Here is a 14,421-nt window from a genome sequence, read left to right as displayed (position 1 = left end):
GCGCAAGGGATGCGATCGCAACAGCGGCGTGCGGGGCGATGTTCATTCCCCTTCCCCGAATTTGTCATTGATCAGTGCCAGCAAACCGTCCATGCAGGCCTGTTCGTCGACGCCATCGGTTTCAATTTCGACTTCGCTGCCCACTCCAGCGGCAAGCATCATCACACCCATGATGCTTTTCGCGTTGATGCGGCGGTCGCCCCGCGTCATCCAGACCTCACACTGGTGACTTCCTGCGATCTTGGTGAGCTTGGCCGAGGCACGGGCATGCAGGCCCAGCCTATTGCTGATGGTGATGTTGTTTTTGATCATTGACACTGCGATTGGCTTGATTTTGAGGAGCGGTTACCGCCACGTGCATCACACCCTGTGTGCCACCGATCATGGCTCGTGAAACCAGTGCATCCAGGGATTCATGGCGATACGACACGGTGCGCAACAGCATGGGCAGATTGACCCCTGTGATCAGTTTCGAACGCACCCCGTCGACCAGTTTTTGCGCCACATTGCAGGGCGTCGCGCCAAAGACGTCGGTCAACACCAAGGTGTTCGGACCCTTGCCTTGCGCCATCATCGCGCGGGCCTGCGCCAGCGTTTCATCGGGCGGCATATTGGGTTGCACATCCAAAGCCACCACATCGTCTGCGCTGTCGGGGAACACATGCAGTACACATTGCCGCAGGGCGGTTGCCAAGGGCGCGTGCGCGATGAGAAATATGCTGTTCATATCTGGCAGAGTTTAGCCCCGCCGGCGCTGCAATTGGCTGACGTAGCCCCGGAGAAAGACACCATAAGCCAACAAACAGCACAGCCCAAACACCGCAAATGCTCCCCTAAAGCTCGCCACAGTGTCCCAACCCAGTGCGCCCAGTGCGTCCACGGCCAGACCGAGGCCCCACTGCACGGTAAAAATGCCGGCAAAAATCACCAGATTGAAGGCCGACAACGCCCTGCCTGCCGCTTGCGCAGGCAGGGCCTGCGCCACCGCGGGCTGACACAGGGAAACAAAGGTGCCGCTGACACAAAACAGCGCCCACATGGTCCACCCGGCCGCAGGCCCCATCCACACAATGCCCGCAAGCACGAGCATGCTGATCGGCAAACCCCAGGCGATCAAGCGCTCGGGCGCCAGGCCCCGCCGAACCAAGCCGGGGTTGATCAGCCCCCAGGTCCAGAACGCACACAGCATGCACAGGTTGATGGCAAACAGCCCTTGCGCTGACGCCTGCGCCGAAAGGCCCGTGACCCGCACCATCCAGGGCCCCGCCCACAGCGTTTGCACCGCTGCCAGGCCGCCATAGTTGATAAAGGCGATGGGCACCATTTGTCGAAAATAGGGATGGACCAGAATCTGGCGGTAGCCCACTGGGAATGCTGCGCCTGCCGCGGCCGGGTCGGGGTGCCGCCAAGCAGGCACCCGCCAGGCGAGCAATCCCATACACACCACCAGCAAGGCGGCCAACACCCAAAACAGGCCGCGCCACCCCAGCAGGGGCATCAGCCACTGAACCGGCAGGGTTGCCGCCACCATGCCCAGCGAGCCCGTCATCAACATCCATGAATTGGCCCGCAAGAGGGCCGCCGGCGTGAGCCAACGGCGGTAACCGGTAAGCGGAGCCATCAGGCAGGCGCTCACCCCCATGCCGGTGAGCACCCGCGCCGCAAGCAGGCCCGTGAAGCTGGTCGCCAATGCAAACGCCACACAGCCCAGCACCGCCACACTCAAAAATGCCACACTGATGCGGCGCGGCCCATACCTGTCAAGCCATCTGCCCAGGGGCAACTGGGTCAGCGCAAATCCGAAAAAGTAGCCCCCGGCCAACAGCCCCAGTTCGCTCGCACTCAGCGACAGCTCGGCACTCAGCGTCGGCGACAGCGTGGCGGTGATGGCCCGCACCAGTGTGGAGAAAAAGTAGGCAAAGGCGAAGGTCAGAAACACCGTCACAGCGGCACGCGGCCCGAGTTGCTCGGTAGCGGCCATGCGGCCACTTTCACCATCTCGCAATAGTCCGTCCACCGAACTCACGGCAGGTTCAAACCATCAAAAAACGCGGTGGTGGCTTGCTCGGGAAGCTTCGGGCCATAGACCGCCGCCTGGTATACCCAGCCGCCTTGCGCGAAGTAGACAGCCTGGGTTTGCAATGGCTGACCCAGGTGATCGCTGCCCTGCGCCTTGACGCCCTGAACCCGGGTAGCCCCCGGCAATGCCATCACCCATCCGGTTGACGCACCAGGCACCACACGGATGGAGGCCAACGATGCCGCCTGCCATTGTTCCAGCGCTTCGGCGGCCTTGGTGGCGTCGTCCAGCTTCGCCCAGGCCACTGCAAAGGTCAGACCACCCGCCTCGCAGCTGTGCATGTGCAACTCGGTCGGTTCCCCCAGCATGGGCACCGGGCGGGTGGCGGTCTCGGGCTTGCAAGGCATGAGCGCCACCAGCGGCGCGCCATCGGCGCGCAGCTCGCGCCAGTTGAAAGTGGGGCTGCAGGCGCCCAAAAGGCAAGAGGCCAGCGCCGCTGTGAGAACCGGACCACGAATCGAAACCGCCACAAATACTCCAAAGAAAGCAGGGCTGACTCACCAGCCGGGTCAGGGTCGCCGACAATGGCGGGATGAACGCTTTGGATGGTATCCGGATACTCGATTTGTCGCGCGTGCTCGCAGGCCCCTGGTGCACGCAAACCCTCGCCGATTTGGGCGCAGACGTGGTCAAGGTTGAGCGCCCCTCCAGCGGCACCCACCCTGGCGGCGATGACACGCGCGGATGGGGTCCTCCGTTTTTATGCGGTCGTGATGGGCAAGATACCGCCGAGGCGGCGTATTACCTGGGCGCGAACCGCAACAAGCGCTCCGTTACCTGCGACATCGCTCATCCAGAAGGCCAGGCCTTGATTCGCGAGCTGGTGGGACACGCCCATGTCTTCGTGGAGAACTACAAGGTGGGCGACATGGCACGGTACGGCCTCGACTTCGAGAGCCTGAAGGCCATCAACCCCCGCCTCGTCTATTGCTCCATTACCGGTTTTGGCCAGACCGGCCCCTACAAGGAACGCGCCGGCTACGACTACGCCATACAAGGCATGGGTGGCCTGATGAGCATCACCGGCGAGCGCGACGACCTGCCAGGCGGCGGCCCGCAAAAAGTCGGAGTGGCTGTGGCCGACCTGTTCACCGGCCTGTACGCCACCGTGGCCATCCAGGCCGCCTTGCGCCACGCCGAGCGCACCGGTGAAGGGCAACACATTGACATGGCGCTGCTGGACACCCAGGTGGCCATGCTCGCCAACCTGGGCGCCAACTACCTGGTGCGCGGCAAGGCCGATGGGAAGGTGCCCGGCCGAGCAGGCAACGCCCACGCCAACATCGTGCCGTACCAGGTGTTTGAGGTCGCCCCCGATGCCAATGGGCAGCCGCAACACCTCATCCTGGCCGTGGGCAACGACGGGCAGTTCGCCAAGTTTTGCGGTGTGGCGGGTCGCCCTGAGCTGGCCACCGACGAACGGTTTTCCCGCAACCAGAACCGGGTCCGTCACCGGGACACACTGGTTCCCGTGCTCGAGGTCATCATGAAATCCCGCGGAAAGGCGGACTGGCTGGCGGCGCTGGAAGCGGCCAAAGTGCCATGTGGCGCCATCAACAACCTGGCGGAGGTGTTCGCTGACCCTCACGTGCAGCACCGTCAAATGGTGCACACCTGGTCCCACCCATTGGCCGATGCGGTGGAGCTGGTGGCCAGCCCGATGAAGCTCAGCGTGACGCCGGTGCGCCAAGACCTCCCGCCGCCGCTGCTGGGAGAGCACAACGCCCAAGTGCTGACGGACTGGCTTGGCGCTGATGCCGTGCGCTTGTCGGAACTCCGGCGCCGGGGTATTGTTTGACATTCACCCCTGTTTGATCGCCCCATCGGCATTCCCACCATGACCTCTGTTGCCCCGGCCGCCGCCCGGCCCTCCTTGGCGCTGCCTACCCCGACTTCGCTGCGCGCTGCTGCCCAGATGGCGGCGTCCAAGGGTGAGCCCTTGGTGGTGATGACCACCTTGCCCGGGTGCCCATTTTGTGATCTGGTGCGGCAACACCATTTGTTGCCCATGCTCAAGGCGGGCGAGATTGTTGCGGTTCAGCTCGACACACGCGACAGGCGCACGCTGCTGCAGGGGTTCAAGGGCGAAACGTCCAGTCCGGCTGAACAGGTGGCCGCCTGGAAGGCAAAATTCGCACCCACTGTGTTGTTCTTCGGGAGTCGGGGCGAAGAGCTGGCGGAGCGCCTGCAGGGCGTTGCCGTGCCCGATTTCTATGGTGAGTACCTTGATGCCCGCCTGACCGAGGCCCGAAGCAAATTGCGCAGATAGGCGCTTGGCCACTTTTCAGCTCTTGGGCCAACGCGCTCAAAGGAACTTTTTGCGACCCAACAGCTTCTCACTGCCTAATCAGGGCCACGCCCCTTCAAAATCAGCCCGCCACACAGCTTCAATATGTTTACACCTACCTCGCGTCGCACGCTTCTCCTGTCTGGCTTGATCGCAACCAGCGGCCTGGCGTTCACCGGGTGCAGCACCAACGACGCGGCACCTCAGTCCACCTTCGTGCTGCTGGATGGATCCAAGACCACCACGGCCGACCTGAAAGGCAAGGTAACCCTGGTGAACTTTTGGGCGACGACCTGCGTGACCTGCGTCAAGGAAATGCCTGCGCTGATTGCTACACACAACAAGTTCAAGGACCAGGGGTATGAAACAGTTGCCGTGGCTATGAGCTATGACCAGCCGAACTGGGTCGTGAGCTTCGCCCAGTCACGCCAGTTGCCCTTCAAAGTGGCGATCGACAACACCGGGCAGATTGCCCAAGACTGGGGGGATGTCAAACTCACGCCCACCACTTACCTCGTCGACAAAGAAGGCAGCATCGTCAAGCGCTTTGTCGGCGAACCGAACATGGAGGCATTGCATGCCTTGATTGGCGAGCTCCTGAGCAAGGGGTAGCGCTTTTGCCGGTGCCCGGTACACAGGCAAAATGGCCAGCAACGTTCACCGTGCTGGCCATTTTGTTTTGATCTGAAGCGCCGCTTCAGTCTTTGCGGTAGTCGTCGTGACACGCTTTGCAGGTCTGGCCGGCTTCACCGAACGCGGTTTTGACCGCATCCAGATTGCCTGTCTTGGCCGCCGCACTGAGCTTGGCCACAGCCGCCTGCATCTTGTCTGCCCCTGCCTTGAAGGCATCGGCTTCGGTCCAGATTTCAGGCAGCGCCCGCGTATCGCCCTTATCGGTACCCGCAACAAACCCGGCCCATGGAAGTTTGCTCAAGGTTTCAACCAGCGCGGCGTTTTCAGCCGCTACCCTGGCATCAAATGGCTGCTTGCCGCTGGCCATTGCGCCCACCCGGGCAAAGTGGTTGCCCATGACGGTAAGCGCTGCTTTGCGGTACTTCACCGCATCTTCACCGTTTTTGAATTGGGCCATGGCGGGTGCAGCCAGGGTGGCGGCCGCAGCGGCCAGGGTCAAGGTAGCCATCAGTTTCATAGAACCTCCGTGGATGTGGACTGTGTGATTTGGCGTGGCAATCAACCACCTGTTGAGGAGTGTATGGGTTGCGCAATAGTTCCGCATGGAACTTCAGCACCTCGGAACTCTCAGTTATTGTGTGGACTTTCCAATCCTAATAGGTCTGTTTCAACCATGTATGCCACTCGTATTTGGGACCTGCCAACCCGCCTGTTCCATTGGGCCCTGGCGATTTGCGTCGTCGGCCTGGTGGTCACCGCCAATATCGGCGGCAATGCCATGAACTGGCACTTCCGCTTTGGCTACAGTGTGTTGACCCTGCTGTTGTTTCGCATCAGTTGGGGCTTTGTCGGTGGGCGCTGGTCCCGCTTTGTCAGCTTCGTCTACTCGCCAGCTTCGTTGTTGCGACACCTTCGCGGCGAGAGCCCGGCCACATTCACTGCGGGGCACAGCCCCACTGGCGCACTGTCTGTGTTCGCGATGCTGCTGGTGTTATTGGCGCAGGTGGGCAGCGGGCTTTTCGCGGACGACGATATTGCTTTTGCAGGCCCGCTTTCAGCCCTGGTCTCAGGTGATACCGTGTCGTTGGCGACGGGTTACCACAAGGAAGTGGGCAAGGTGATTCTGATCGTTTTGGTTGCCCTCCACCTGCTGGCGATTGCCTATTACAAATGGGTCAGGAAAGAGGATCTGGTTCGCCCCATGTTCGCTGGCGACAAGGTTCTATCCACGCCCGTCGAACCCAGCAAGGACACGGCAGCCACCCGCCTGCTGGCGCTTGGCCTTCTGTTGCTGTGTGCCTATGGCGTGAACCGGCTGATCGAGTTCGGTGCTTCCAGTGGCTTTTAGAGCGCTGTCGTATAGTGGTTCCCCGCCTGTCTTGCCCCGAGTTCCATGACCGCCCTCTCCTCTGCCGCAATTGAGATGCGACTGGCCGATACCCCAGCTGATATCGAAGCCGTTCGTGCATTGTTCCTCGACTACCAGGCTTCTCTCGATATTGACCTGTGCTTTCAGGGCTTTGACGAAGAACTGGCGAACCTGCCAGGCGACTACACCGAGCCCATGGGTGCAATTTTTCTGGCGTTGGTTGACGGAGCGCCTGCTGGCTGTTGCGGCCTGCGGTCGATGGTCAGCAGCGATCATGTGAACGCCTGCGAGATGAAACGCTTGTTTGTTCGTCCTGCATTTCGCGGGTTCGGCCTGGGTCGCCAATTGGTCGAGCGCATCATGATGCAGGCCCAGATAGCCGGTTACGCCACCATGTTGCTGGACACCTTGAGCGAAATGGAGACCGCCCGCGCCCTCTATCAAGAGGCGGGCTTTGTGGAAGTTGCACCCTACTATCACAACCCTATACCAGGCGCGCACTATCTTCTCGCCGATCTGGTGCACAGCTCGAACAGCTAGCGCCCGCCACAAAATAAGGCCGCTGCAAGAATATGCAGCGGCCTTCCGTCACTAGAAAAGGGGAAGCGCCAACAACCGGCGCAGAGCAATCAGGCCTTCGCCTGGGCCAGCAACGTTGCGGCGTCACTGACCTCAAATTTCCCGGGGCCCTCGATATTGAGCGTGGTCACCACACCGTCCTTGACCAGCATCGAGTAGCGGTTGCTGCGCAAGCCCAGACCCTTGCCGGTGAGATCCAGCGTCAAGCCCGTGGCCTTGGCAAAAGCGGCATCGCCATCGGCCAGCATGCGAACCTTCGTTCCCGTCTTTTGATCCCTCGCCCAGGCACCCATCACAAAGGCATCGTTCACACTCACGCACCAAATTTCGTCCACACCTGCGGCCTTGAATGCATCAAACTGGGCCACATAGCCCGGAACGTGTTGCGCGGAACAGGTGGGTGTGAAGGCCCCGGGCAGCGCGAACAAGGCAATGGTTTTGCCAGCTGTGGCCTTGGTGGTATCCACCGGGTTAGGGCCAATACTGCACCCATTGCCCTCGACTTCCACATATTCCATCAACACCGTTGCAGGGATTTTTTCGCCTACTTGAATCATGGGGTACTCCTTGTGTGTGGTCGCAAGACCATTGTTGCAGCCCCAAAAAAACTGAGGCCAGAAAAAGAAAAAGCGACCGAGATTGTCGGTCGCTTTTTGATGAGGCGCTGCGGGCAGCGCAAAGGTCTTTAAACCAGTGCGGCCTTTTGCACCAAGCGGGTCGCAACCCAATTCTTGGTTTTCGACAGCGGACGGCTTTCCGAGATTTCAATCACGTCGCCCATCTTGTACTCGCCTTTTTCGTCGTGCGCATGGTACTTGCTCGACTTGGCGACGATCTTGTTGTAGAGCTCGTGCTTCACACGGCGCTCCACGAGAACCGTCACGGTCTTCGCACGTTTGTCACTGACCACCTTGCCAATCAAGGTGCGCTTGAGGGAGGTTTTTGCTTCCGTCATAATTTCGCTCCTTATTTGCCGGCGGCCGCAGCACGCTGTTGCTCGGCCAAGATGGTCTTGGCACGGGCAATGTCGCGGCGGGTATCGCCGAGCGTTGCGGTATTGTTGAGTTGTTGCGTGGCTTTTTGCATGCGAAGGCCGAAATGGGCCTTTTGCAGCGATTTCACTTCGGCTTCGAGGCCAGCCACATCCTTTTTGCGCAGATCAGTAGTTTTCATTTGATAGTCTCCTGAATCACTGACCCAGCATGCGCGTCACGAATGTGGTGCGCAAAGGAAGTTTGGCGGCTGCCAGAGTGAAAGCTTCACGGGCCAGCTGTTCTGGAACACCGACGATTTCGTAGAGCACTTTGCCTGGCTGAATTTCAGCCACGTAGTACTCAACCGAACCCTTACCGTTGCCCATACGGACTTCGGCAGGTTTTTGGGAAATCGGCTTGTCCGGAAACACGCGGATCCAGATACGGCCGCCACGCTTCACGTGACGGGAAATCGCACGGCGTGCGGCTTCGATCTGACGGGCCGTGAGGCGACCGCGATCGGTGGACTTCAAACCGAAGTCACCGAAAGCCACGGTAGCGCCGCTGGTGGCGACGCCGGTGTTGCGGCCTTTTTGTTCCTTACGGAACTTGCGACGTGCAGGTTGCAGCATGTTTATTCTCCTTTGCCGTCCGCAGATGCCTCTGCGGGTGCGTCTTTGCGAACGCGCTTAACGGCGGATTTGGTATCTGCATCAGCACCAGCGGTGGCTTCTGCAGGCTTGTCGCTGCCATCGGCAGGAGCGGCGCTGGCACCTGGGCGACGCACTGCGGCGCGGGCTGGCGGGCCAGCTGGACGCTCACGGCGCGGGCCACGTGGGCGACGCTCTTCTTCTGGACGAGGCGTATCGGCTACCACAGGCGCATCGTTGCGGCCGAGGTGATCGCCTTTGTAAACCCAGACCTTGACACCAATGATGCCGTAGGTGGTCTTGGCTTCGGACGTGCCGTAGTCGATGTCAGCGCGCAGGGTGTGAAGTGGCACGCGACCTTCGCGGTACCACTCGCAACGAGCGATTTCAATGCCGTTCAAACGACCGGAAGACATGATCTTGATGCCCAGGGCACCCAGACGCATGGCGTTCTGCATCGCACGCTTCATGGCCCGACGGAACATGATGCGTTTTTCGAGCTGCTGCGTGATGCTGTCGGCGATCAATTTGGCATCGATTTCGGGCTTGCGCACCTCTTCGATGTTGACTGCAACCGGCACGCCCAACTTGGCAGCCAGTTCTTTCTTCAGACGCTCGATGTCCTCGCCCTTTTTGCCAATCACCACGCCCGGACGTGCCGAGTAAATGGTGATACGGGCGTTTTTGGCGGGGCGCTCGATCACGACGCGCGAAACAGCGGCGTTCTTCAGCTTGCCCTTCAGGTACTCACGCACCTTGATGTCTTCGGCGAGCATGCCCGCGAAGTCACGGTTGCTTGCATACCAGCGGCTGGCCCAGTTGCGTGAAACTGCGAGGCGGAACCCGGTTGGGTTGATTTTTTGTCCCATATTCCAGTGACCTCTTTCAGTTTCCAACCGTCACATAGATGTGACAGGTGGGTTTGCTGATGCGGTTGCCGCGGCCTTTGGCGCGGGCCGAGAAACGCTTGAGCGTGGTGCCTTGCTCGACGTAGATGGTCGTGACCTTCAATTCGTCGATGTCGGCGCCGTCGTTGTGCTCGGCGTTGGCGATAGCCGACTCCAGAGCTTTCTTGACGATGCCAGCGGCTTTTTTCTGTGTGAACGCGAGAATGTTGAGCGCTTGGTCAACTTTCTTGCCGCGAATCAAATCGGCGACGAGGCGGCCTTTGTCCACCGACAGGCGCACACCGCGAACGATGGAGCGAGTTTCTGTGCTCATGGTTGGTCCTTACTTCTTCGCTTTTTTGTCTGCCGGATGGCCTTTGAACGTGCGCGTCAGCGAAAACTCGCCAAGCTTGTGTCCAACCATCTGATCGGTGACGTATACAGGCACGTGCTGTTTGCCGTTGTGCACAGCAATGGTCAGCCCGATGAAGTCAGGCAAGATCATGGAGCGACGCGACCATGTCTTGACGGGCTTCTTGTCTTTTGTTGCAACAGCCTTTTCAACCTTGGCCATCAGGTGATGGTCAATGAAAGGGCCTTTTTTAAGTGAACGACTCATTTTGTCAGCCCTTTACTTCTTGCTCTTGCGACGCGAGACGATCATCGACTGCGTGCGGCGGTTGTTGCGGGTACGGTAACCCTTGGTCAGGTTGCCCCATGGATCCACTGGTGCACGGCCTTCGCCGGTCTTGCCTTCACCACCACCATGCGGGTGATCGACTGGGTTCATGGCGGTACCGCGCACGGTTGGGCGGATACCCATGTGGCGCTTGACACCGGCTTTGCCCAAACGGCGCAGACTGTGTTCCTGGTTGGACACTTCGCCGAGCGTAGCGCGGCAATCCACGTGGATCTTGCGCACTTCACCCGAACGCATACGCACTTGAGCGTAAATGCCTTCACGGGCCAACAGCACAGCAGAAGCACCAGCCGAGCGAGCGATTTGAGCGCCCTTTGCAACTTGCAGTTCGATGCAGTGGATGGTTGAACCGACCGGGATGTTGCGGATAGGCAGCGTGTTACCGACGCGAATCGGCGACTCGGAGCCCGACAACAGCGTGGCACCCACTTCAACGCCACGGGGGGCGATGATGTAGCGGCGCTCGCCGTCGGCGTAGCACAACAGAGCGATGTGAGCCGTGCGGTTCGGGTCGTATTCGATACGCTCGACCTTCGCAGGGATGCCATCCTTGGTGCGACGGAAGTCGACCACGCGGTAGTGGTGCTTGTGACCACCGCCCTTGTGGCGAACCGTGATGTGACCGTTGTTGTTACGGCCGGCCTTCTGGAATTGTGGTTCCAGCAGGGGTGCGTAACCTTCACCTTTGTGGAGGTGGTCACGCGTGACCTTCACCATGCCGCGACGGCCTGGTGAGGTTGGTTTCATCTTAATGACAGCCATGATTACGCAGCCTCCCCACTGAAGTTCAGTTCTTGACCAGGCTTGAGGGTCACATAGGCCTTGCGAACGTGATCGCGGCGGCCCATGGACTTACCAAAACGCTTGGCTTTGCCCTTTTGGTTGAGCACGGACACGCCCTGCACTTCAACCTTGAACATCAACTCCACGGCGGCTTTGATCTCAGGCTTGGACGCATCGCGCAAGACCTTGAACAACACCGCATTGGTGTTTTCAGCCACTTGAGTGGCTTTTTCCGACACGATGGGTGCAACCAGCACCTGCATCAAGCGGCCTTCGTCGTATTTTGTGATGGTCATGCGAACATCTCCTTCAACTGGTCGAGGGCACCTTTGGTGACGATCACCTTTTTGTAGTGCACCAGCGACAGCGGGTCGGCGTAACGGGGCTCAACGATCAACACGTTGGGCAGGTTGCGCGAAGCCAGGTACAGGTTCTCGTCCACTTCTTCGGTGATCACGAGGACCGACTGCATGTTCAAAGCCTTGAACTTGGCAGCCAGGGTCTTGGTCTTTGGGGAGTCCAGCTTGATGGATTCCACAACCGCCAAGCGGCCCTCACGCACGAGCTGCGAGAAGATCGAAGCCATACCAGCGCGGTACATCTTCTTGTTGATCTTCTGCGTGAAGTTCTCGTCGGGCTTGTTCGGGAAAGCACGACCGCCTCCGCGCCAGATGGGCGAGGACGTCATACCAGCGCGAGCGCGACCGGTGCCTTTTTGTTTAAAAGGCTTTTTCGTCGAGTGATTGACTTGGTCGCGACCTTTTTGAGCGCGCGTACCTTGGCGGGCGTTGGCCTGATAGGCCACCACCAACTGGTGAATCAACGCTTCGTTGTAGTCACGGCCAAACACGGTCTCAGGCACATCCATCTTGGAGGCGGCCTGACCTTGGTCGTTCAGGAGTTCAACTTGCATCAGTTTGCTCCCTTGTCGGCGACTGGCTTGGCCTTGATGGCTGCGCGAACGGTGACGAAACCGTTTTTGGCACCCGGCACAGCACCGCGGATCATCAGCAACTGACGGGCTTCGTCAATGCGGAAAATATCCAGGTTTTGAATGGTTTTGGTGACATCGCCCAGATGGCCGGTCATGCGCTTTCCAGGAAACACGCGACCAGGATCTTGAGCCATACCGATAGAGCCCGGCACGTTGTGCGAACGGCTGTTACCGTGCGACGCGCGCTGTGAGCTCATGTTGTGGCGCTTGATGGTACCGGCAAAGCCTTTACCGATCGAAGTACCCTGCACATCCACTTTCTGACCAGCGGCAAAAACAGCCGTGGCAGCCACAACAGCACCTGCGGGGTACTGGGCAGCGACGTCAGAAGCGACGCGGAATTCCTGGATGATCTCACCCGCTTCAACACCGGCCTTGGCCAGGTGGCCTGCGATAGGCTTGGTGACGCGGGACGCACGACGGGCACCGAAGGTGACCTGCAACGCATCGTAGCCATCATTGGCTTGAGTTTTGACTTGCGTCACACGGTTGTTGGACACGTCGACCACCGTGACGGGGATTGAATCCCCATCTTCGGTGAACAGGCGCATCATGCCAACCTTGCGACCCAACAACCCGAGGGAGTTGCTAAGACTCATTTCTTTTCTCCGTTCCCGACTGCAATTGGCCGGGGCTGATGATGCGGCGGCTCTCGAAAGAACCTCCGCGGCGAATGGCGCAGCTGTTTAAACAGCTTGCTGCCTCCTACTACTTACTTCCCACCAAAAGGCAGGAAAGCCTGCGAGTATAACCAGCAGGCATTTTTTCTGCAAGCCCTCGACCGATCAGTGACCGTTCGAGGGTCTGCAAAGCGGCATTACTGCAACTTGATTTCGACGTCCACGCCTGCAGGCAGGTCGAGCTTCATCAGGGCATCAACCGTTTTGTCGGTCGGGTCCACGATGTCCATCAGACGCTGGTGCGTACGGATTTCGAGCTGGTCGCGGCTCGTTTTGTTGACGTGCGGCGAGCGCAACAGGTCAAAACGCTTCATGCGGGTTGGCAAAGGCACAGGGCCTTTGACAATCGCGCCGGTGCGCTTGGCGGTTTCAACAATCTCGGCAGCCGAGGTATCGATCAGTTTGTAGTCAAACGCCTTCAGGCGGATGCGGATTTTTTGCTTGGATGACATCTGGTGTGTCCTTAAGCAATGATTTTGGCGACCACGCCAGCACCAACCGTACGACCGCCTTCGCGAATGGCGAAGCGCAGACCCTCTTCCATGGCGATGGGGTTGATCAGCTTGACGGTGATCGACACGTTATCGCCAGGCATCACCATCTCTTTGCCTTCTGGCAGCTCGATGGAACCGGTCACGTCCGTCGTGCGGAAGTAGAACTGGGGACGGTAGTTGTTGAAGAAAGGCGTGTGACGGCCACCTTCGTCTTTGGACAAGACATAGATCTCGCCCGTGAAGTGGGTGTGTGGCTTGATCGTACCGGGCTTGCACAGCACCTGGCCGCGCTGCACGTCTTCGCGCTTGGTGCCGCGAAGCAAGATACCGACGTTGTCACCAGCCTGACCCTGGTCCAGCAGCTTGCGGAACATTTCCACACCGGTGCAGGTGGTCTTCTGGGTATCGGCAATACCAACGATTTCGATTTCTTCGCCAACCTTGACGATACCGCGCTCGATACGGCCGGTCACCACGGTGCCACGACCGGAGATGGAGAACACATCTTCCACAGGCATCAGGAACGCACCGTCAACAGCGCGCTCTGGCATAGGGATGTAGGTGTCCAGTGCGTCGGCCAGCTTCATGATGGCCTCTTCACCCAATGGGCCCGTGTCGCCTTCGAGGGCGAGCTTGGCGGAGCCATGAATGATCGGGGTGTCATCACCAGGGAAGTCGTACTTGGTCAGGAGCTCACGCACTTCCATTTCGACCAGTTCCAGCAATTCAGCGTCGTCCACCATGTCGGCCTTGTTCAGGAAAACGATGATGTAAGGCACGCCCACCTGGCGCGACAACAGGATGTGCTCGCGGGTCTGTGGCATTGGGCCATCAGCGGCGGAACACACCAGAATGGCGCCATCCATCTGGGCAGCACCGGTGATCATGTTTTTCACATAGTCAGCGTGGCCTGGGCAGTCAACGTGTGCGTAGTGACGATTGGCCGTCTCGTACTCAACGTGAGCGGTGTTGATGGTGATACCGCGGGCCTTCTCTTCAGGTGCAGCATCAATCTGGTCGTAGGCCTTGGCCGTGCCACCAAACTTCTTGGACAACACGGTCGCAATAGCGGCCGTCAGCGTGGTCTTGCCATGGTCAACGTGACCGATGGTGCCCACGTTGACGTGCGGCTTGGATCGTGTGAATTTTTCTTTACCCATTGCAAATGCCTCTAAAAGAACAATGCCCGTGACTGTTTAACGTTTCCGGCCAAGACCTGCCACGGGCAGCTGGTCAACCGCTTGCGCGGCGCCGAAGACAAAAATTTTGGTCCACCCCTGCGCGACTTTGTCGCTCCCCCTCAAGAGGGCG

At 59.5% G+C, this 14,421-nt stretch carries 23 protein-coding genes; 5 read left to right on the top strand and 18 right to left on the bottom strand.

Annotated features, from left to right (window positions below):
• Positions 1-42: 42 nt before the first annotated feature.
• Genes LPB072_RS02020 through LPB072_RS02005 form a run of 4 tightly spaced genes read right to left on the bottom strand, consistent with a single transcriptional unit; the run spans position 43 to position 2,550 of the window.
• Positions 43-312, bottom strand: a complete 270-nt coding sequence (locus LPB072_RS02020; protein ID WP_066089062.1) for an HPr family phosphocarrier protein — start codon at positions 310-312, stop codon at positions 43-45.
• Positions 281-727, bottom strand: coding sequence for a PTS sugar transporter subunit IIA (locus LPB072_RS02015; RefSeq protein ID WP_066089066.1), 447 nt, complete (start codon positions 725-727; stop codon positions 281-283). The genes LPB072_RS02020 and LPB072_RS02015 overlap by 32 nt, the downstream gene beginning before the upstream one ends.
• 12 nt (positions 728-739) lie before the next feature.
• Positions 740-1,981, bottom strand: coding sequence for an MFS transporter (locus LPB072_RS02010; RefSeq protein ID WP_066089152.1), 1,242 nt, complete (start codon positions 1,979-1,981; stop codon positions 740-742).
• Positions 1,982-2,022: 41 nt separating this feature from the next.
• The gene (locus LPB072_RS02005; RefSeq protein WP_066089069.1) at positions 2,023-2,550 is read right to left on the bottom strand and encodes a hypothetical protein; all 528 of its coding nucleotides are present in this window, start codon (positions 2,548-2,550) and stop codon (positions 2,023-2,025) included.
• A 62-nt stretch (positions 2,551-2,612) separates the two neighbouring features.
• Here LPB072_RS02005 and LPB072_RS02000 point away from each other — a divergent pair, with 62 nt between their 5' ends.
• The 3 genes from LPB072_RS02000 (at position 2,613) to LPB072_RS01990 (ending at position 4,979) form a co-directional block, all read left to right on the top strand.
• Positions 2,613-3,878, top strand: a complete 1,266-nt coding sequence (locus LPB072_RS02000) for a CaiB/BaiF CoA transferase family protein (protein ID WP_066089071.1) — start codon at positions 2,613-2,615, stop codon at positions 3,876-3,878.
• A gap of 39 nt (positions 3,879-3,917) precedes the next feature.
• Positions 3,918-4,349, top strand: a complete 432-nt coding sequence (locus LPB072_RS01995) for a thioredoxin family protein (protein WP_066089074.1) — start codon at positions 3,918-3,920, stop codon at positions 4,347-4,349.
• 123 nt (positions 4,350-4,472) lie between these two features.
• A complete protein-coding gene (locus LPB072_RS01990; RefSeq protein ID WP_066089077.1) occupies positions 4,473-4,979 on the top strand; it encodes a TlpA family protein disulfide reductase in 507 nt (168 codons plus the stop codon).
• 85 nt (positions 4,980-5,064) lie between these two features.
• Here the strand turns inward: LPB072_RS01990 and LPB072_RS01985 are convergent, their stop codons facing one another.
• Positions 5,065-5,517: a c-type cytochrome gene (locus LPB072_RS01985; protein WP_066089080.1), complete on the bottom strand. Its 453-nt coding sequence runs from the start codon at positions 5,515-5,517 to the stop codon at positions 5,065-5,067.
• Between the two features lie 156 nt (positions 5,518-5,673).
• On the opposite strand from LPB072_RS01985, the gene LPB072_RS01980 reads away from it, so the two are divergent.
• Both LPB072_RS01980 and LPB072_RS01975 read left to right on the top strand, forming a co-directional pair.
• Positions 5,674-6,348 carry a cytochrome b/b6 domain-containing protein gene (locus tag LPB072_RS01980; RefSeq protein ID WP_066089083.1) on the top strand — a complete coding sequence of 225 codons (675 nt, stop codon included), beginning with the start codon at positions 5,674-5,676 and terminating at the stop codon, positions 6,346-6,348.
• 45 nt (positions 6,349-6,393) lie between these two features.
• Complete coding sequence (locus LPB072_RS01975; RefSeq protein ID WP_066089086.1) at positions 6,394-6,909, top strand: GNAT family N-acetyltransferase; 516 nt, start codon at positions 6,394-6,396, stop codon at positions 6,907-6,909.
• Between the two features lie 89 nt (positions 6,910-6,998).
• Here LPB072_RS01975 and LPB072_RS01970 read toward each other — a convergent pair whose 3' ends face one another.
• The 13 genes from LPB072_RS01970 to tuf all read right to left on the bottom strand — a co-directional run bounded on the left by LPB072_RS01970 (position 6,999) and on the right by tuf (position 14,270).
• Complete coding sequence (locus LPB072_RS01970; RefSeq protein ID WP_066089089.1) at positions 6,999-7,505, bottom strand: peroxiredoxin; 507 nt, start codon at positions 7,503-7,505, stop codon at positions 6,999-7,001.
• 128 nt (positions 7,506-7,633) lie between these two features.
• Complete coding sequence (gene rpsQ, locus LPB072_RS01965; RefSeq protein WP_066089092.1) at positions 7,634-7,903, bottom strand: 30S ribosomal protein S17; 270 nt, start codon at positions 7,901-7,903, stop codon at positions 7,634-7,636.
• A gap of 11 nt (positions 7,904-7,914) precedes the next feature.
• Positions 7,915-8,121 carry a 50S ribosomal protein L29 gene (rpmC, locus tag LPB072_RS01960; protein ID WP_066089095.1) on the bottom strand — a complete coding sequence of 69 codons (207 nt, stop codon included), beginning with the start codon at positions 8,119-8,121 and terminating at the stop codon, positions 7,915-7,917.
• A gap of 16 nt (positions 8,122-8,137) precedes the next feature.
• Positions 8,138-8,554, bottom strand: coding sequence for a 50S ribosomal protein L16 (gene rplP / locus LPB072_RS01955; RefSeq protein ID WP_066089098.1), 417 nt, complete (start codon positions 8,552-8,554; stop codon positions 8,138-8,140).
• A gap of 2 nt (positions 8,555-8,556) precedes the next feature.
• Entirely contained in the window at positions 8,557-9,441 is an 885-nt protein-coding gene (gene rpsC, locus LPB072_RS01950) for a 30S ribosomal protein S3 (RefSeq protein WP_066089101.1), read from the bottom strand.
• 16 nt (positions 9,442-9,457) lie between these two features.
• Positions 9,458-9,793, bottom strand: coding sequence for a 50S ribosomal protein L22 (rplV, locus tag LPB072_RS01945; RefSeq protein WP_066089104.1), 336 nt, complete (start codon positions 9,791-9,793; stop codon positions 9,458-9,460).
• A 9-nt stretch (positions 9,794-9,802) separates the two neighbouring features.
• Positions 9,803-10,078 carry a 30S ribosomal protein S19 gene (gene rpsS, locus LPB072_RS01940; RefSeq protein WP_066089107.1) on the bottom strand — a complete coding sequence of 92 codons (276 nt, stop codon included), beginning with the start codon at positions 10,076-10,078 and terminating at the stop codon, positions 9,803-9,805.
• Positions 10,079-10,090: 12 nt separating this feature from the next.
• Entirely contained in the window at positions 10,091-10,921 is an 831-nt protein-coding gene (gene rplB / locus LPB072_RS01935) for a 50S ribosomal protein L2 (RefSeq protein ID WP_066089109.1), read from the bottom strand.
• Between the two features lie 2 nt (positions 10,922-10,923).
• Positions 10,924-11,238 carry a 50S ribosomal protein L23 gene (rplW, locus tag LPB072_RS01930; RefSeq protein WP_066089112.1) on the bottom strand — a complete coding sequence of 105 codons (315 nt, stop codon included), beginning with the start codon at positions 11,236-11,238 and terminating at the stop codon, positions 10,924-10,926.
• Positions 11,235-11,855 carry a 50S ribosomal protein L4 gene (gene rplD / locus LPB072_RS01925; protein WP_066089115.1) on the bottom strand — a complete coding sequence of 207 codons (621 nt, stop codon included), beginning with the start codon at positions 11,853-11,855 and terminating at the stop codon, positions 11,235-11,237. Before rplD ends, rplW begins: the two co-directional genes overlap by 4 nt.
• Entirely contained in the window at positions 11,855-12,535 is a 681-nt protein-coding gene (rplC, locus tag LPB072_RS01920) for a 50S ribosomal protein L3 (protein WP_066089118.1), read from the bottom strand. Before rplC ends, rplD begins: the two co-directional genes overlap by 1 nt.
• Positions 12,536-12,753: 218 nt before the next feature.
• Complete coding sequence (gene rpsJ, locus LPB072_RS01915; protein ID WP_066089121.1) at positions 12,754-13,068, bottom strand: 30S ribosomal protein S10; 315 nt, start codon at positions 13,066-13,068, stop codon at positions 12,754-12,756.
• A gap of 11 nt (positions 13,069-13,079) precedes the next feature.
• Positions 13,080-14,270 carry an elongation factor Tu gene (tuf, locus tag LPB072_RS01910; RefSeq protein ID WP_070263901.1) on the bottom strand — a complete coding sequence of 397 codons (1,191 nt, stop codon included), beginning with the start codon at positions 14,268-14,270 and terminating at the stop codon, positions 13,080-13,082.
• Positions 14,271-14,421 lie beyond the last annotated feature (151 nt).

Origin of the sequence: Hydrogenophaga crassostreae (assembly GCF_001761385.1) — a bacterium.
Taxonomy (GTDB): domain Bacteria; phylum Pseudomonadota; class Gammaproteobacteria; order Burkholderiales; family Burkholderiaceae_C; genus Hydrogenophaga; species Hydrogenophaga crassostreae.
The sequence above is the reverse complement of the archived record's forward strand: the minus strand, read 5'-3'. Positions and strand labels throughout refer to the sequence as shown.

Excerpts from the sequence above, each read along its gene's own strand:
- LPB072_RS01995 (WP_066089074.1), top strand. The coding sequence starts at position 3,918 with ATGACCTCTGTTGCCCCGGCCGCCGCCCGGCCCTCCTTGGCGCTGCCT.
- rpmC (WP_066089095.1), bottom strand. The coding sequence starts at position 8,121 with ATGAAAACTACTGATCTGCGCAAAAAGGATGTGGCTGGCCTCGAAGCC.
- rplC (WP_066089118.1), bottom strand. The coding sequence starts at position 12,535 with ATGAGTCTTAGCAACTCCCTCGGGTTGTTGGGTCGCAAGGTTGGCATG.
- LPB072_RS01975 (WP_066089086.1), top strand. The coding sequence starts at position 6,394 with ATGACCGCCCTCTCCTCTGCCGCAATTGAGATGCGACTGGCCGATACC.
- rplD (WP_066089115.1), bottom strand. The coding sequence starts at position 11,855 with ATGCAAGTTGAACTCCTGAACGACCAAGGTCAGGCCGCCTCCAAGATG.
- rpsC (WP_066089101.1), bottom strand. The coding sequence starts at position 9,441 with ATGGGACAAAAAATCAACCCAACCGGGTTCCGCCTCGCAGTTTCACGC.
- LPB072_RS01990 (WP_066089077.1), top strand. The coding sequence starts at position 4,473 with ATGTTTACACCTACCTCGCGTCGCACGCTTCTCCTGTCTGGCTTGATC.
- rplW (WP_066089112.1), bottom strand. The coding sequence starts at position 11,238 with ATGACCATCACAAAATACGACGAAGGCCGCTTGATGCAGGTGCTGGTT.
- rpsS (WP_066089107.1), bottom strand. The coding sequence starts at position 10,078 with ATGAGTCGTTCACTTAAAAAAGGCCCTTTCATTGACCATCACCTGATG.
- LPB072_RS01970 (WP_066089089.1), bottom strand. The coding sequence starts at position 7,505 with ATGATTCAAGTAGGCGAAAAAATCCCTGCAACGGTGTTGATGGAATAT.
- rplP (WP_066089098.1), bottom strand. The coding sequence starts at position 8,554 with ATGCTGCAACCTGCACGTCGCAAGTTCCGTAAGGAACAAAAAGGCCGC.
- rplB (WP_066089109.1), bottom strand. The coding sequence starts at position 10,921 with ATGGCTGTCATTAAGATGAAACCAACCTCACCAGGCCGTCGCGGCATG.
- LPB072_RS02010 (WP_066089152.1), bottom strand. The coding sequence starts at position 1,981 with ATGGCCGCTACCGAGCAACTCGGGCCGCGTGCCGCTGTGACGGTGTTT.
- LPB072_RS01985 (WP_066089080.1), bottom strand. The coding sequence starts at position 5,517 with ATGAAACTGATGGCTACCTTGACCCTGGCCGCTGCGGCCGCCACCCTG.
- LPB072_RS01980 (WP_066089083.1), top strand. The coding sequence starts at position 5,674 with ATGTATGCCACTCGTATTTGGGACCTGCCAACCCGCCTGTTCCATTGG.
- tuf (WP_070263901.1), bottom strand. The coding sequence starts at position 14,270 with ATGGGTAAAGAAAAATTCACACGATCCAAGCCGCACGTCAACGTGGGC.
- LPB072_RS02000 (WP_066089071.1), top strand. The coding sequence starts at position 2,613 with ATGAACGCTTTGGATGGTATCCGGATACTCGATTTGTCGCGCGTGCTC.
- LPB072_RS02020 (WP_066089062.1), bottom strand. The coding sequence starts at position 312 with ATGATCAAAAACAACATCACCATCAGCAATAGGCTGGGCCTGCATGCC.
- rplV (WP_066089104.1), bottom strand. The coding sequence starts at position 9,793 with ATGAGCACAGAAACTCGCTCCATCGTTCGCGGTGTGCGCCTGTCGGTG.
- LPB072_RS02015 (WP_066089066.1), bottom strand. The coding sequence starts at position 727 with ATGAACAGCATATTTCTCATCGCGCACGCGCCCTTGGCAACCGCCCTG.
- rpsJ (WP_066089121.1), bottom strand. The coding sequence starts at position 13,068 with ATGTCATCCAAGCAAAAAATCCGCATCCGCCTGAAGGCGTTTGACTAC.
- rpsQ (WP_066089092.1), bottom strand. The coding sequence starts at position 7,903 with ATGACGGAAGCAAAAACCTCCCTCAAGCGCACCTTGATTGGCAAGGTG.